The organism is Gemmatimonas sp., assembly GCF_036405635.1.
In the GTDB taxonomy this organism is placed as follows: domain Bacteria; phylum Gemmatimonadota; class Gemmatimonadetes; order Gemmatimonadales; family Gemmatimonadaceae; genus Gemmatimonas.
This window is the reverse complement of sequence record NZ_DASWXE010000053.1, coordinates 20475-34911: the sequence shown is the minus strand read 5'-3', so window position 1 is coordinate 34911 and position 14437 is coordinate 20475. Positions and strand designations below refer to the sequence as shown.

Here is a 14437-nt window from a genome sequence, read left to right as displayed (position 1 = left end):
CGGGTCATTCCGATCGTGCAGGTAAGAGTACAACCACGCAGCGATATCAAGATCGACGTGGTGCTCTTCGACGGCGATATCGCCCTCGATGCCTCGCGCGGTACGCTGGTGCGCATGCGTGGGCACTTCGTGCGGCGCAATGGTCCGCGTCGTTCAGTGGGCGCCACGTTTGGTGATGCGGTAGCGTTTGTGGAGTACGAGAACGCCGAACGCATGGGCACCTACTGGCTGCCAGCGCGTCAGCGCATCGAGCTGCAGGCCATGTTGCCACTCATCGGGGATGGGCGTGCGGTCATTCGCATCGTCTCGCGATTCCACGATCTCGAGGTGAACGACACGGTGCTCAGTGCGGCCACACTGGCCGTGCAGGACTCACTGCGTCTCGTGTCGCGTCGCCGGTTGTCGTATGCGCCGGCCGACTCCCTCGCCAGCTACGCGGCGTGGCGCGCGTCCATCGGCATGCTGTCCACCGGCATGCACGCCGATGACTTCGACGACATTGGCCCCGATCGCTGGCGCACCACCGGACCACCACGCTTCGACTTCTCGGCGCCGCGTGCGTCCGACGTGATTCATTTCAACCGCGTGGAAGGGCTGTTCACCGGCGGTGGACTGAAATGGACGCTGCGTGATCGCGCGCCCGGCGTGATTGTGCGCGCGAATGCGGGCTATGCATGGGCCGAGCAAACTGTACGGGGGCGTGTGCAGGTGACGCGCAAACGCGGTCCGTGGACACTGGAAGCGCGTGGTGGGCGTTCGCTGGACAACACCAACGACTTCCGCGTCCCGCTCGATTCCGGCAACAGCTTTGGCGCGTTCTTCGCCTCCCTCGATCCGTACGACTATGTGTCGCGCTCGAGTGCCACGGCGGCGGCGGTGCGCACTCTCGGTGTGCGGCGTGCCATCTTCCGCGCGGAACTTGGTGTGGCGGACGACCGCTACAGCGCGTCCAACTACGTACGAAGCCCCATCGGTGGTGAGGCCTATCGCCCCAATCGTGGTGTGGACCAGGGCAGCTATGTGCGCAGTGCGATGCTCGTCGAATGGCATCCCGATGCGGCGGCAGAGTTCGTGGCGCCCGGCATTGGTGCACGATTGAGCTACGAACGTGGTGATGGCACGCTCACCTTTCAGCGCATGGAAGCCCGCGTGAGTGGCCGCCGACCCATCGGGCCGTTCACCGCGGTGGCGCGTGCTGATGTGGGGCAGGTGATCGGCAATCACATTCCGTCGCAGCAGCTCTTCGAGCTGGGCCGCTATCAAAGCCTGCCGGGCTACGAGGACAAGGAATTTGCCGGCTCGCGTGCGGCCGCGGTACGCGCTGGCTTGTTGTATGTCTCGCCGTTCCTGCGCTCGCCCATGCGGATCACGCCGCGCTTCTGGCTGCCGGCATTGTCGCCGGGCCTCAGCGTGGGAGTGCAGAGTGGCTGGACGGATGCACCCACCCCCGCGGCGCGTGCTGCTATCGACCGGCTGGCGATCACCGACCCCACACTGGTTGCGTCGTGGGCACCGGTGGCGCGTCCCACGGAACGCATCCGGGCCAGTGTCACGGCCGGCGTGCGCTTCTTCGGCGGCGGCGTGTTCGTGGGCGGCACGCGCCCCATCGACCACTCGGCGCCATGGAAGATGCTCGTGAGCTTCGGGCAAGCCTGGTAACACGGCGGCCCCGAGGCTGAACGCGGCGGACAGGGGCACTATGTTTCGGGGATGCTCCCACATCTTCTGCCTTCGCGTCGCGACTTTTCCGGCGACGACCTGATCTTCACGCTCAACGCCGCGGCGCAGCGTCGCGCGGCGGCTGGTGCGAGCGTCATCAACGCCACGGTCGGCGCCCTGCTCGATGATGCAGGCAAGCTGGTGGTGCTCGACAGCGTGATGCAGCAGTGGCGTCAGTTGACGCCCATGGAAGTGGCGCCCTATGCGCCCATCGCCGGCGACCCGGCATTCCTGCTGGCGCTCACCCAGCGCCACTGGCCATCGCTCACCAGCCATGGCATTGGTGTGGCCACGCCGGGTGGCTCGGGTGCACTGGCGCTCACGCTGCGCAACCTGCTCGAGCGTGGCAACGCACTGGTGACGGCCGCGCCGTACTGGGGCCCGTACGCGACCATCGCGGCAGAAGGTGGCGTGCGCATCGCCACGGTGCCGTATCCCGCTCCCGGTGAGGCGCTCGATGTGGGCGCATGGGAACAGGCCATGCGCGATGTGCTCGACGAACAGGGTCGCCTGTTGTTGTGGCTCAACGACCCGTGCCACAACCCCACGGGACGCAGCCTGACGCGTGCTGACCGGGAAACGTTACTGTCGGTGCTGCGTGACATTGCGTCGCAGGGGCCGGTGACGCTGCTGCTCGACCTGGCGTATCTCGACTATGCGCGCGATCCGCAAGCGGTCACGGAGGCACTCGAGGACTACGCGGCTTTTGGCGCCGAGGGCAGCGTGTTGGTGGGCGCGAGCCTGAGCCTCAGCAAGGCGTTCACGTTGTACGGTTCACGTGCTGGTGCGCTGGTGTTCCCATGGGCCACCGACAAGGCGCTGCATGCGGCGCTGGTCACGAGCTGCCGCGGTACGTGGAGCAATTGTGCACGCGCGCCCATGAGCGTGCTGACGCGCCTCACGAAAGACGCCGACGCGCAGGCCGCGCTTGCCGCCGAGCATGCACACTGGCGCACCGTGCTCACCGAACGCGCCGAAGCGCTCGATGCCGCATTGCGCGCCGAAGGTCTCCCCGGTGCCGCATGGGATGGTGGCTTCTTCGTGACGCTGGCCGCTGCAGACCCGCAGAAGGTCACCGAGCGCCTGCAGGAGCGCGATGTGTTCGTCGTGCCGATACCCGAAGGGCTGCGCGTGGGCATCTGTGGCATGCGGGCGGCTGATGCGGCCAGATTCGCCGCTGCGTACAAGGCGTCGCTCTGAGCGTCTTCGGATAGTTCAGCGCTGCGGCCCAATGCAGAAAAGCGGTGGGAACGCAGATGACACTGATCCAAAAAAACAAACGCACAGATACAAACTTTTCTTTGTTTGTATCTGTGCGTTTGTCGTTTCTATCTGCGCAATCTGTGTTCCCCCCGCTGTTCGCGGTTAGAAGCTGCCTCCAAGCAGCACCGCATTGGCGAACAACGGCAGCGTGCCGCGCAATTGATCTCGGTACACCGGGTCATGCGCAAACAGGATCACGCGTCCCCGACCGGCTCGCTCTGTCCACAGGTACGGTGAGCCCGCGATGCGCGCCGGCATTTCGGGCCAGTAGAAGCCGGAGATGCGTACACGCGGCGCTGCGGCGAAACGCACGATCGCCTCGCCGGCACGCAGATCGCGCGGCAGCGTGAATACACGATCGCTGTTGGCGAACACCGCGATTTCCTTGTTCGTGATGCCGGCCATGAGCGGCGAGAGCGTGTCGATGGACGCACGCGCCAGCACACCCGGAAGGCTCGACGGCAGCGGTGCGCCACCGGCGCTATCGGCGCGCGCCGAGTCACGACGGACACGCGTGCGCACGAGGCCCACACGCTCCTGCGCCAGCCACGCGCTGGCGGCATCGAGCGCGATGAGCGTGCCACCATTGCGTACCCAGTTCACCAGGCGGTCACGTCCACCGTCGCCGAGTGCACGATCGAGTGCAGCAGCCTGCACCGACGGCACGACGATGGTGGTGAACTGCGCCAGATCGCCGCTGCCCACGAAGTTCGCGTCGATGATGGACGACGGATAGCCGATGCGCTGATCCATCGCGTACCAGCTGAAGCCGAACGACGTACCATTCACCGGCGCACCGCCCAGCAACGCCACCTTGGGCCGCTGCACCGGGAACACCGAGTTGCTGCCCAGGTCCGTGCCTTCATCCACACCGGCCGACGGAATCGGTACCACCGTCGCGCGCGACTCCGCCACGCGACGCACGATGATGTCGTGCACTTCCGGACGGTTGAACGTCACCCGCACCACGAACGCGCCGTTGGGGAACTTCTGCCCCTTCGACGTGAAGCTGTTCGGCGCGAACCACACGCGCACCGAATCCGCCAGCAGCGACGCCAGCAGGCGGATGCTCGCCTCACTGCCCGGCGCGAATGCATACCCATAGTTCGAGCGTGCCACGCCCATGATGTTCATGCTCGGCACTTCCGCCGGCACGAGACCCGCCGGCATGGCCGGTACGGTCCACGCGTCCACACGCCAGGCCAACGGCAACGACCACGCCGTCATATCGTAGAAGCGATTGCGCTGACCGGTGCGACGCAGCTCGAGCTCGAACTTGGTGAATGCGGAATCGAGTGCGGCATCGGGTTCGAGCAGCGCCTTGGCCAGGTGACCCATGGGCTGCGAGAAGTCCACCACGTAGCCGCCTTCCTTGAGCGTGACCGCACCCGTGGTGCCCTGGAAGTACGACGTGGCCGAGGGCAGCGTCACGCTGCCCCGCACCATCTGCACTTCGAGACCATTCTCCTTGAGCTTGATGGCCAGCGAATCAGCACGGCCTTCGGCGTCGCGCGCGAACACCATGCCACGCATCGGACCCTTGGCATGCGTGGTGATGGCACCTGCGCGCACCGCCGCGTAGTCGCGCAGCAGCTCCGTGCGGCGCGTGGCCGACGTGCGCACCGTCGCCCACTCGGCCGTGAAGTGCTCCCACGCCGCCTGCTTGAGCGTGCGCAGCGTGCCGTCGTTGCGCATCACTGAACCGCCCGAGCTCGACGCGCTCTCGAACAGCATGCCCACCGAACCGGTCAGCATGGGCCAGCCTTCACCGTAGCCCGGGTAGAACGAGTCGTACCCTTCACGACGGAAATACGACCAGCCGTGCACATCGAACGCCGCACCATGGGCCGCCGCGAAGATGTCGAACCACTTCGGCAGGTGCTTCGGGTTGTTCTGGTTGTCCGGCTCACGCGGCGGCGCGAAGAAAAACGACGAACTCGAGCCCTGTTCGTGGAGGTCGACCGCGACATGCGGCATCCACTTGAGGAACTCACGCACACGGCCGCGTGACTCCGGGTGCGACTGCGCGTACCAGTCGCGATTGAGATCGAAGTAGTAGTGCGACGTGCGCGGACCGGGCCATGAACCGGCGTTGTTCATCGCACCGGCATCGCTGGCCAATCCCATCGGGCTCCACATGCGCTCGATGTCGTGCGTGTGACGCTCGCGGCCGTCGGGGTTCTGGTTCGGATCGATCAGCACCACCGTGCTGTCCAGCGCCGTGCGCGTGTTGGCATCGGTGCCGGCCGCGAGCTGGTACAGCAGACCCAGACCCGCTTCCACACCCGACGCCTCACCGCCATGCACCGAATGCGCCAGCCACACGATGCTCGGCAGTCGCTTGATGGCCGCGTCGATCTCGCCTGCGCCTGCACCGCGCGGATCGGCGATGCGTTGCGCGTCACGCTTGATCTCGGGGATGCGCGCGAGATTCGCCTCGCTGGAGATCGTGATGAGCAACATCTCGCGCCCTTCGAAGGAGCGGCCGATGGTGTCCACCTTCACGCGCTTGCTGGTGGCCGCGATGCGCTCGATGTAGCGCATCATCTGGCGGTGCGTGGTGAAACGGGCACCGAGCTCGTAGCCCAGGAGTGACTGGGGGGTGGGCACCGCCGGGTCGAAGGTGGCGCCCGGGTCGGCAAAGGTGTGCTGCGCTTCGGCCGCTGGGGCGAGCGCGATGGTGGCGCCCAGGCCCAGCAGGGCGGCGGCGCGAGTGGCAATGGAGCGGATCATCGAGAGCTGGGGAGGATTCGACGGCGCCAGAACGAAACTGCCGGAGGGCACGGCTCACCTCGCAGGCACGGGTCGTGCCCCTCGGGGTGCTGGCATGCGTAAAGTCGCGCGTTCGACGCGACTTGTCACGCCGAGCTTGCTGCTCACGGGTCGGAGCGGATCATTGAGGGACGAGCGCCCCCCTCCCGGTGCTCACCCTCCGCCTCACTTTCCCGCCCATGGCCCCCCGATTCGCTGCACCGGCCGCCGCGTTGTCCGCTGCCGTTCTCCTCTCCGCCACGGCCTCACCGCTCTCTGCCCAGCCCAAGGGCACCATTGTCGCGTCCAACATGGATGCCCACTCGGTGACCATCGTGGATGTCGCGAGTGCGAAGAATCTCGCCACGATCCCCGTGCGCGAAGGTCCGCACGAAGTGGCCATCTCCCCCGACGGCAAGCAGGCGGTGGTGGCCATTTACGGCAACCGAAATTCGGTGGGCAGTTCGCTCGCCATCTTCGACCTCACCAAGCCCGCCGGTGAGCCGCGCTACATCGAACTCGGGGCTGGCAATCAGCGTCCGCACGGACTCGCGTATCTGCCCGACGGCAAGCACCTGCTCATCACGGGTGAACGTGCGCAGCGGGTGCTGCTCATGAACCTCGAGACGCAGGCCATCGACTCGTCCATGAGCACGGGGCAAGCCACCACGCACATGGTGAGTCTCACGGCGAATGGGGGTCATGCCTACACCACCAACATCGCCGCGATGAGCGTGAGCGCCATCGACGTGAAGACGCGCAAGGTGACCGGCACGTGGCCGGTGGGTGCGCGTATCGAAGGGCTGTCCGTCACGCCGGACGGCAAGGAAGTGTGGGTGGGTGGCAACGAGTCCCATCTCGTGTACGCACTCGATGCCGCGACAGGCGCCGTGACGCATCGCATGGAAGGCTTTGGCATGGCCTATCGCATTGGCATCACGCCAGACAATCGCACGGCCATCATCTCCGATCCGGGCAGCGAGAAGATTCACATCGCCGATGTGGCCACGCACACCATTCGGAAGACCATCGACATTCCCGCACAGGCTCCATCCGCTGGTGCCGATGCGAGCGTGCGACCTGCCTCGCCGCAGGGCGTGACCATCTCGCGTGATGGCAAGTACGCCTACGTCACCCTCAAGGCCGTAGCCAAGGTGGTGGTCGTGGACATCGCGCGCGGTGAAGTGCTCAAGTCGCTCACCGTGGGCGCGGGCTCGGATGGTGTGGGCTATTCGCCGTTCATTCCGGCGGCGAAATAAGCGCGTCGTTTCGCATGGCATTCGCCCGTTGAGCCTTCCCGATCAGATAGTGTTGCTCGGGAAGGCTCGCTGTGCGCTCGGCGGCAAGACGATAGTGACGCGCGGCCTGTTCGTGATCGCCTGCCATGTCATGAAAATGCGCACGCACGGCGTGCAGCCGGTGATGGTCAGTGAGTCGCACATCCTGTGCGAGTGTGTCCAGCACTGACAGTGCCGACGCCGGCCCGTGCACCATGGCCACCGCGATCGCGCGATTGAGCGACACCATTGGGTTGCCTGAGATGCCCTCCAGTACCGAATACAGCGCCAGAATCTGCGGCCAGTCGGTATTCACCGTGTTTGGTGCCTCATCGTGCAGTGCGGCGATGGCGGCCTGAATGGTGTAGGCGCCTGCCGTGCCCTTGGCAAACGCCTGCTCCACCAAGGCGGTGCCTTCATCGATGGAGGCACGGTTCCAGCGCGTGCGATCCTGTTCGTCGAGCGGGATGAGTTCACCCTGAGCACCTGTGCGTGCCTCGCGTCGCGCTTCCGTCAGCAACATCAGCGCGAGCAATCCAGTGACTTCGGGGTGATCGGGAGCCACATCGCGCAGCAGTCGGGCGAGGCGAATGGCCTCCGCTGAAAGATCCGTGCGCACGAGGGCGTCACCCGACGATGCGGTGTGTCCTTCGCTGAATAACAGGTACAGCACCTGCATCACACTTTCGAGCGCACGGGTGCGTTCGCCCGGAGCGGGCATCGCGAAGGTGGCACCCGCCTGTTTGATGGCCTGCTTGGCGCGGCTGATGCGCTGTCCCATCGTGGCGGACGGCACGAGATACGCGCTGGCAATTTCGTTCGTGGTGAGACCACCCACGGCGCGCAACGTGAGTGCTGCCGCCGACGCCGTGGTGAGCGCCGGATGACAGCACATGAACATCAAGGTGAGTGTGTCATCACGATCCGGCGTGACATCGACATCCGGTGGTGGCACAAACGCATTCTCTGCCCACACCACCGCCGTATCCTGCTCACGTTGCTGCCGCGCGAATTCGCTGCGCAGGTGATCGGTGTACCGTCGTGTCGCGACATGATACAACCAGCCTGACGGATTGGCCGGGATGCCATTCGTGACCCACTGCTCCGCCGCGGCAATCAGCGCTTCCTGCACTGCGTCTTCGGCGGCGGCAAAATCGCCGTGGCGTCGTGTGAGCACGCCGAGCACCTGCGGCGCCAGTTCCCGCAGCAGGTGCTCGATGGAGGTCATCGGTGCATCGATGGTGGAGAGGTGGCGCGTCAGCCGTCGATCGGCGGCGCGCTCATCACCTGGCGTACCTCGATGGCCATGTTCATCGGCACACCACCCTTGCCCGGTGCGGCGGAGGCTTCAGCGCCGATGGCATAGGCGCGTTCGGTGGATTCCACGTCAACGATCCAGAAGCCGGCGAGGAACTCCTTGGCTTCGGCATACGGGCCATCGGTGACGATGGGCTCACCGGCACCGCCAGCGCGCACAACGCGCGCTTCGGTGGGCATGGCCAGTCCTTCAGCGGTCACCAGTTCACCCGATGCCTGCAGTTTACCGGCCAACTGCTTCATATGGCCGATGTGGGCCTTGAGGTCTTCCGGGGCCCAGCTCATTACCGCCCAGTCACCGGTTCCGCGGGGGGCGTGCATCATCAGCATGTAGCGCATATCGAACTCCTGAAGGGGTGGGGCGCCGGGATTGGCGCTTCAGCCCCTAGTCGGAGCTGATGCCGGGATTTCGACATGGGTCCCGCGGATTTGGGTCGCGGGTTTGGGGTGCCGGGGTGAACAGCCGGGTTCCGGGACGCGCGATACGGGTTTCGGGTCGTTCAGTCCGCCAAGGCCGCCGTGGATCCACCGGGCATTTCCCACGATGCCTGCGCGGGAAATACGGCCTCGTAGCGCACACTGGTGCGTGGAGAAGCCATCATTGGCGCGACTGTATCGCGCCAGCGTGCGTAATGTGCCGTCTCTTTGTGCGCGATCGGTGCCTGCGCGTCCCGGTAAATCTCGATCAGTGAGAACCGGGTGGGATCGTCGGCCTGGCGCACCACGTCAAAACGAATGACACCGGGCTCCTGCACGCTGTTGCGGGCATTGTCGAGCGTAGCCGCCAGAAAGGCGTCGACATGCTCGGGGAGCACGTGGATGTACACCTGGGCGATGATCATCCCTTGGCCTTCCACGCCTTGTATTCCTCAGGCATGCACACCGCGCAGGGGCGGTATCCCGCGGCAATGGCGGTTGCCTCGTCGGCGAAGAACACCCGCTGCTGCTCGTAGCCGCGGCCGTTGGCCAGAGCCCGCCGGGCGGCTTTGCAGTCGAGTCGGCCATAGCGGCGTTCCTTGCGATAGCCGCCCAAAGTGCCCTTGTCGGGGCTGCTGTAGCGTGTGCCATCGGGGCCGACCAACTGGTAAAGCTTTGGGATGGAGTCTGGGCTCGTCATATCCTCAGCTTAGCCCGTCCTGCCCGTCATCGGGAGCCTGAACAACCTTCCGAGGGTGTCCGGGGTAATAAAAGAAGGGCCGTCTGCGTGCAGCGGGCGCTACCATGGCGGTGAACGCCGTGCGGTTCGAGCAGGCTCGGTGAGCCTCAGGGAATCTCCCGCACCATGCCGCAATTCCCCGACAGATCGGGGTGGACGGTTCCTCGACATTCCGGCAGGCGCTGCGAAGGCGCAGCCCGCGATGCGGCATCTGCCGGTGTTTTTGTACTGACTCTCAGGTGAGGACCTGACGATGACACATACGATTCGGCTGGCCATCGGGCTCGCCACGTTGACCCTGGGCGCCGCCAACCTTGGCGCGCAGCAGCAGCCCCCGACACGCCTCCCCACGGCGCGCGTCGTCGGTGAAGTGAAGAACATGCTCACCGTGCAGAACGACCGGAACGCGCCCGTAACCGTATTCATGCAGACGAACGGCATGGACCGGAAGCTCGGCGTGGTGGCTGCAGGTGCGGTGACGTCGCTGGATATCCCGGTGTCTGCGGCCCGTGGCCAGAACACGCTGCGCTTCTATGCCCGCACGCAGGGCGCGGGACCGGATCTGGTGGCGCGTGAGTTGCCAGCTTCCAGCACGCGTCAGCTTGGCCTGCTCATCCCGCCCGCGGGTGGCGTGACGTGGACCGACAGCATCGCGGTGCCGCTCACGTCGGAGGAGCGTGCGGCCGCCACGGTGACCATCGACAATCGTCGCAACAAGGCGATGGCGGTGTACGCCGAACAGGGCACCTACTCGGTGAAGATCGGTGAGGCGAGCGCGAGTGGCATGACCACGCTACGTTTGCCGGCCACGATGCTGCGCAACAGCGAGGGGGTGCGCGTGCTGATGCGCCCCGCCGGTGACGTGGGACTGAGCACGCAGGTATTGAAGCTCAAGACCGGCGATCACGTTGCTGTTGAAGTGATGTAAGGTCGCTGCTCCGACGCCAGATCCGTCGGGACAGCATCACGACGCCCTCGGCAGCACATCGCCGGGGGCGTCGTGCGTTGCAGGCCGATGCAATCGTGCAGTGCCTTCCTGCGGCCCGCGAAACGGTCAAGCCGTATGGGCCGGCTCGTCGATTTTGCCGTCGAACAGTGCAACCGTACGATGAGCGCGGTTCGCATACCGCGCGTCGTGCGTGACCATTACCAGCGTGGCGCCATCGGCGTGCAACTCCGAGAGCAACGCCATCACCGCGTCGCCGCTGGCGCTGTCGAGATTGCCCGTGGGTTCGTCGGCGAGCAACAACACGGGGTCGCCGGCCACGGCGCGCGCCACGGCAGCACGCTGCTGCTGTCCACCGGACAGTTGCGAGGGATAGTGCGCCGCGCGATGCGCCAGTCCCACCCGCTCGAGGGCATCCGCCACCCGCACGTCGCGCTCGGCTGGAGCCATGCCTCGATACGTGAGTGGCAGCGCAACGTTTTCGCCCACTGTGAGATCGGCGATCAGGTTGAACTGCTGGAAGATGAAACCGATCTGCCGAAGCCGCACATCGGCCCGGGCATCCACGCCCAGGGCATCCACCGGTGTACCGGCGAGCAGATACTGTCCGCTGCTCGGGGCATCGAGCAGGCCGAGTATGCTGAGCAGTGTGCTCTTGCCGCTGCCGCTTGGCCCTTCGATGCACACCCACTCGCCGCGCTGCACCGTGAGCGAGACATCGTGCAGAGCATGTGTGTCGATTTCGTCCGTGGCAAACACTTTGCCGATGCCATCGAGTTGTACGATAACGTCGGACAGGGTGGTGTTCGCGTCGAGGTTCATGTTGACATTCATGATCAGCCCTCCCGCAGGGCGCGTGCGGGGGGAATGCGTGCCGCCCGCATGGCGGGCAGCCACGCGGCCAACGCCGCCGCGGCGAGCAGTGTGATTGCGGCAATGCCGATGGCGCGTGCATCGCGTGCGGGTGTCTCGAAGAGTTGCGACTGCAGGTGCGGAGCCAGCAGCACCGTGAGTACCACGCCGATACCTACGCCCAGTACACTGATGCGCATGGTGTCCACAAACACCAGCCGTACGATGGCCTGATCGCGTGCGCCCAAGGCGAGACGCACCGCCAGTTCGTGCGCACGCCGCGTGACGTCGTACGCGATGATGGCCGACAGTCCGCCGCAGGCGAGCACCAGCGCCAACGCACCCAGCGCCGTGAACAGCCAGGCCCCCACACGCCATGAGCGCAGCAGGGGATCGACCACGTTGGTGAGCGGCAAGGGCGTGACATAGCTGTCGGCCGGAAGCAGCGGTTGCAGCGTGCGCCGCACGCGTTCGGCGTCGGCCGCGGCGTCACCGGCCAGTCGCACCACGATGCCACCATCACCGCGCCGCGACTGAGTGGCCGGGATGTAATACTGGTTGCCCGCGTCTTCGAGCAAACCATCACGCCGGATCGCTACGGCCACACCCACCACGCGCGCGCACGGCGCGTCGGCCGCACCGGCGCGCAGGCATTCGCCAATGGGGTCGCGACCGGGCCACAACCGCGCGGCCAACGAATCGCTCACGACCATCACAGGCTCACTGGTCGCCTGATCACTGTCGACAATGCCACGACCACGCAGCAGTGCCGTGCCCATGGCGGCGAAGTACTCGGGACTCGCCGCCTGTTGCACCACGCGCCAGTCACGCGGCAGCGAATCTCCGCTGCTGCGAAACACCTGCGGGGAGCGCGCATTCCAGAACGGCACACTGGTCATGCGCGAGACATGGGTGACACCGGGCATGGCGCGGGCGGCATCGGCGAGACGCGTGAGCAAGGCCTCGCGCTCGTCGGGCGAGAGGGACACTGCGCGTTCCTGAGGGCGCAGGTAGAGCAGCTGTGCCACATCGTATCCCAGTGGCAGCGCCTGCACGCGCCGCATGCTGTGCACGAACAGCAGGGCCCCCACGAGCAGCATCACCGACAGCGCGGCCTGCAAGCCCAACAGCAGACTCCGCGTGAGCAGCGATTCGCGACTGCCTGCCCGCGCACCGGCCTTGAGACCCGTCGCCACGGGGCGTGTGAGCGCGGTCCATGCCGGATAACATCCCGCCAGCAAGCCGGCCGCCAGCGCGATCGCACCGGCAGCCATCATCACACGCCAGTCCACCAGACCGACGTGGTCGGGCGAGAGACCCAGCACGAGTTTGCGCAGCACATTGCCGGACCATGCGGCCATCACGGCGCCCACCACACCACCGGCCAGCGAGAGCACGAGACTTTCGGTGAGCAGCTGTTGTACAAGACGCCAACGCGACACGCCCAGCGCACTCCGCACCGCAAACTCGTGCACACGCCGGTCGGCGTGCACCACCAGCAGATGGGCCACGTTGGCACAGGCGATGAGCAGGATGACCACACCCACTCCTGCCAGCCATACCACGATGTTGCCGTTGCGTGAGCGCTGTGGGCCGCGCTCGGGGAGCATATGTGCGGCGATGGCACGCGCCGGCACTTCATTGGCCGACGGGGTGCGCGACATCTCCACCATCGCCTGCGCGCGGCTCCTGAGATACGCCTGCGTGAGATCGGAGGTGGCCTGTTCGGTCGTCACACCCGTCTTGCGGCGTGCGACAATGGTGAGCCATCCGCCGCCGTAGCTGCGGGCCCACCGCGTTGGATTGTCAGGACCCATGACGGTGGAACCCACCGTACTGAGTGGCACGAAGACGGCCGGTGCGGCGCCACGCGACAGCGCGCGAAATGCCGGTGGTGCCACGCCGATCACCTGGTAGCTCGTGGTCCCCACCTGCAGCATGGTGCCGATCACGTCAGTGCGACCGCCAAAACGCGACTGCCAGAAGTCATGCGACAGCACCGCCACCCGCTCGCCGATGGGTGGCTGATCCTCCTCGGCGCGAAAGAAGCGACCAAGCACCGGACGTGCGGCAAACATCGACCAGAACGATGCGCTGAATGCCGCCACGGGCTGTTCTTCCGTGTTGCTCCCCGATCCGATGGCCATACCGCTGCTCGTCCAGTACGTCGCCATTTGCGCAAAGCTCGTGGTGCCGCGCTCCAGGTCGACAAACGTGCGATAATCGGTGCCGGGATAGGGCTGCGAATAGTCGCCGCCCGTGAAGACCACGCGATGCATCTCGTTCGCATGCGTGAGCAGCGCCGGTGGCCGCAGCATGGTGCGATCGAGCAGGTCGAAGACCGCCGTGGTGACGCCAATACCAATCGCAAACGTGCCAATCACTCCAACCACCAGCATGGGCGCACGACGCAGTTGCCTCAGCGTGAACTGCACGTCCTGCGTGATCTGACTCAGGGCATGGAGTGGCGCGAGCTGTCGCTGCGCGGCGGCATGGGTGGTGTGATTGCCAAAGCGCCGGCGTGCGGCGGATCGTGCTGCTGGTGGCGCCTGCCCATCGGCGCGCTGATGCATTTCCTCGAGGGAGAGGTGAAAATCCCGTTCTCTTGCCAGCTCGTCGTCGTACGCCGACCGATTGAACAGCACGTGTAGGCGATGACGCAGACCGTGAAGGAATGACATGGTCAGGCCTCCAGCAGTCGGCCAATGGCGAGCGACACCTGTTCGTAGTCGGCCACGCGTGCGGCGAGCTGCTTGCGACCACTCGCCGTGATGGCGTAGAAGCGCGCCTGTCTCCCCGTGGGCGTCTGCGCCCATTTGGCGGTGGCGTGCCCCTTGTTCAGCAGCCGCTCCAGCGCGGGGTACAACGACCCCTGTTCGGCCGACAGCACGCCATCGGTCACGCGCTGGATGTGCTGCGCGATGCCGTAGCCATGCATGGCACCCAGCGAGATGGTCTTGAGGATGAGCATCTCCAGCGTGCCGTTGGGTAGCTCCTGCCGTGGCGTCTTGGTGGTGGCCATGGGTCGGGGGACTATAGGTAGATGATCTACATATGAAGTCGAACTACCCATCTGACAGAACCATCCGCAAGAAGGTTTGCATGGACGCGTGGGGTCCCGTGTGCGATTCCGGTGTCGGCTCAGGTATTGTTGGG

General features: G+C 65.7%; 12 protein-coding genes. 4 read left to right on the top strand and 8 right to left on the bottom strand.

What is annotated here, in order from left to right:
• Together VGE27_RS03670 and VGE27_RS03665 are read left to right on the top strand one after the other, a co-directional pair.
• Positions 1 to 1659, top strand: a 1659-nt coding sequence (locus VGE27_RS03670) for a hypothetical protein (protein WP_331048282.1), incomplete at its 5' end; no start/stop codon positions are given.
• A gap of 51 nt (positions 1660 to 1710) precedes the next feature.
• Positions 1711 to 2919, top strand: coding sequence for a pyridoxal phosphate-dependent aminotransferase (locus VGE27_RS03665; protein ID WP_331048281.1), 1209 nt, complete (start codon positions 1711 to 1713; stop codon positions 2917 to 2919).
• A 165-nt stretch (positions 2920 to 3084) separates the two neighbouring features.
• Here the strand turns inward: VGE27_RS03665 and VGE27_RS03660 are convergent, their stop codons facing one another.
• Positions 3085 to 5715 (bottom strand): M14 family zinc carboxypeptidase, encoded by a 2631-nt coding sequence (locus tag VGE27_RS03660; protein WP_331048280.1) that lies wholly within the window; start codon positions 5713 to 5715, stop codon positions 3085 to 3087.
• A gap of 218 nt (positions 5716 to 5933) precedes the next feature.
• On the opposite strand from VGE27_RS03660, the gene VGE27_RS03655 reads away from it, so the two are divergent.
• Positions 5934 to 6992, top strand: a complete 1059-nt coding sequence (locus tag VGE27_RS03655) for a YncE family protein (RefSeq protein WP_331048279.1) — start codon at positions 5934 to 5936, stop codon at positions 6990 to 6992.
• On the opposite strand, the gene VGE27_RS03650 is transcribed toward VGE27_RS03655, so the two are convergent.
• From VGE27_RS03650 to VGE27_RS03635, 4 genes are all read right to left on the bottom strand, one after another.
• Positions 6973 to 8238 (bottom strand): RNA polymerase sigma factor, encoded by a 1266-nt coding sequence (locus tag VGE27_RS03650; RefSeq protein ID WP_331048278.1) that lies wholly within the window; start codon positions 8236 to 8238, stop codon positions 6973 to 6975. The genes VGE27_RS03655 and VGE27_RS03650 overlap by 20 nt on opposite strands.
• 29 nt (positions 8239 to 8267) lie before the next feature.
• Complete coding sequence (locus tag VGE27_RS03645) at positions 8268 to 8666, bottom strand: YciI family protein (RefSeq protein ID WP_331048277.1); 399 nt, start codon at positions 8664 to 8666, stop codon at positions 8268 to 8270.
• Between the two features lie 161 nt (positions 8667 to 8827).
• Complete coding sequence (locus VGE27_RS03640) at positions 8828 to 9169, bottom strand: putative quinol monooxygenase (RefSeq protein ID WP_331048276.1); 342 nt, start codon at positions 9167 to 9169, stop codon at positions 8828 to 8830.
• Positions 9166 to 9444, bottom strand: a complete 279-nt coding sequence (locus VGE27_RS03635; protein WP_331048275.1) for an Ada metal-binding domain-containing protein — start codon at positions 9442 to 9444, stop codon at positions 9166 to 9168. The genes VGE27_RS03640 and VGE27_RS03635 overlap by 4 nt, the downstream gene beginning before the upstream one ends.
• A 292-nt stretch (positions 9445 to 9736) precedes the next feature.
• Here VGE27_RS03635 and VGE27_RS03630 point away from each other — a divergent pair, with 292 nt between their 5' ends.
• On the top strand, positions 9737 to 10411 hold the full coding sequence (locus tag VGE27_RS03630; RefSeq protein WP_331048274.1) for a hypothetical protein: 675 nt from the start codon (positions 9737 to 9739) through the stop codon (positions 10409 to 10411).
• A gap of 126 nt (positions 10412 to 10537) precedes the next feature.
• Here the strand turns inward: VGE27_RS03630 and VGE27_RS03625 are convergent, their stop codons facing one another.
• From VGE27_RS03625 to VGE27_RS03615, 3 genes are read right to left on the bottom strand one after another with little or no spacing between them, the layout of a single operon-like run.
• On the bottom strand, positions 10538 to 11263 hold the full coding sequence (locus VGE27_RS03625) for an ABC transporter ATP-binding protein (protein WP_331048273.1): 726 nt from the start codon (positions 11261 to 11263) through the stop codon (positions 10538 to 10540).
• 2 nt (positions 11264 to 11265) lie between these two features.
• Positions 11266 to 13962, bottom strand: a complete 2697-nt coding sequence (locus VGE27_RS03620) for an ADOP family duplicated permease (protein WP_331048272.1) — start codon at positions 13960 to 13962, stop codon at positions 11266 to 11268.
• A 2-nt stretch (positions 13963 to 13964) separates the two neighbouring features.
• Positions 13965 to 14303 carry a PadR family transcriptional regulator gene (locus VGE27_RS03615; protein ID WP_331048271.1) on the bottom strand — a complete coding sequence of 113 codons (339 nt, stop codon included), beginning with the start codon at positions 14301 to 14303 and terminating at the stop codon, positions 13965 to 13967.
• Between the last annotated feature and the right edge of the window lie 134 nt (positions 14304 to 14437).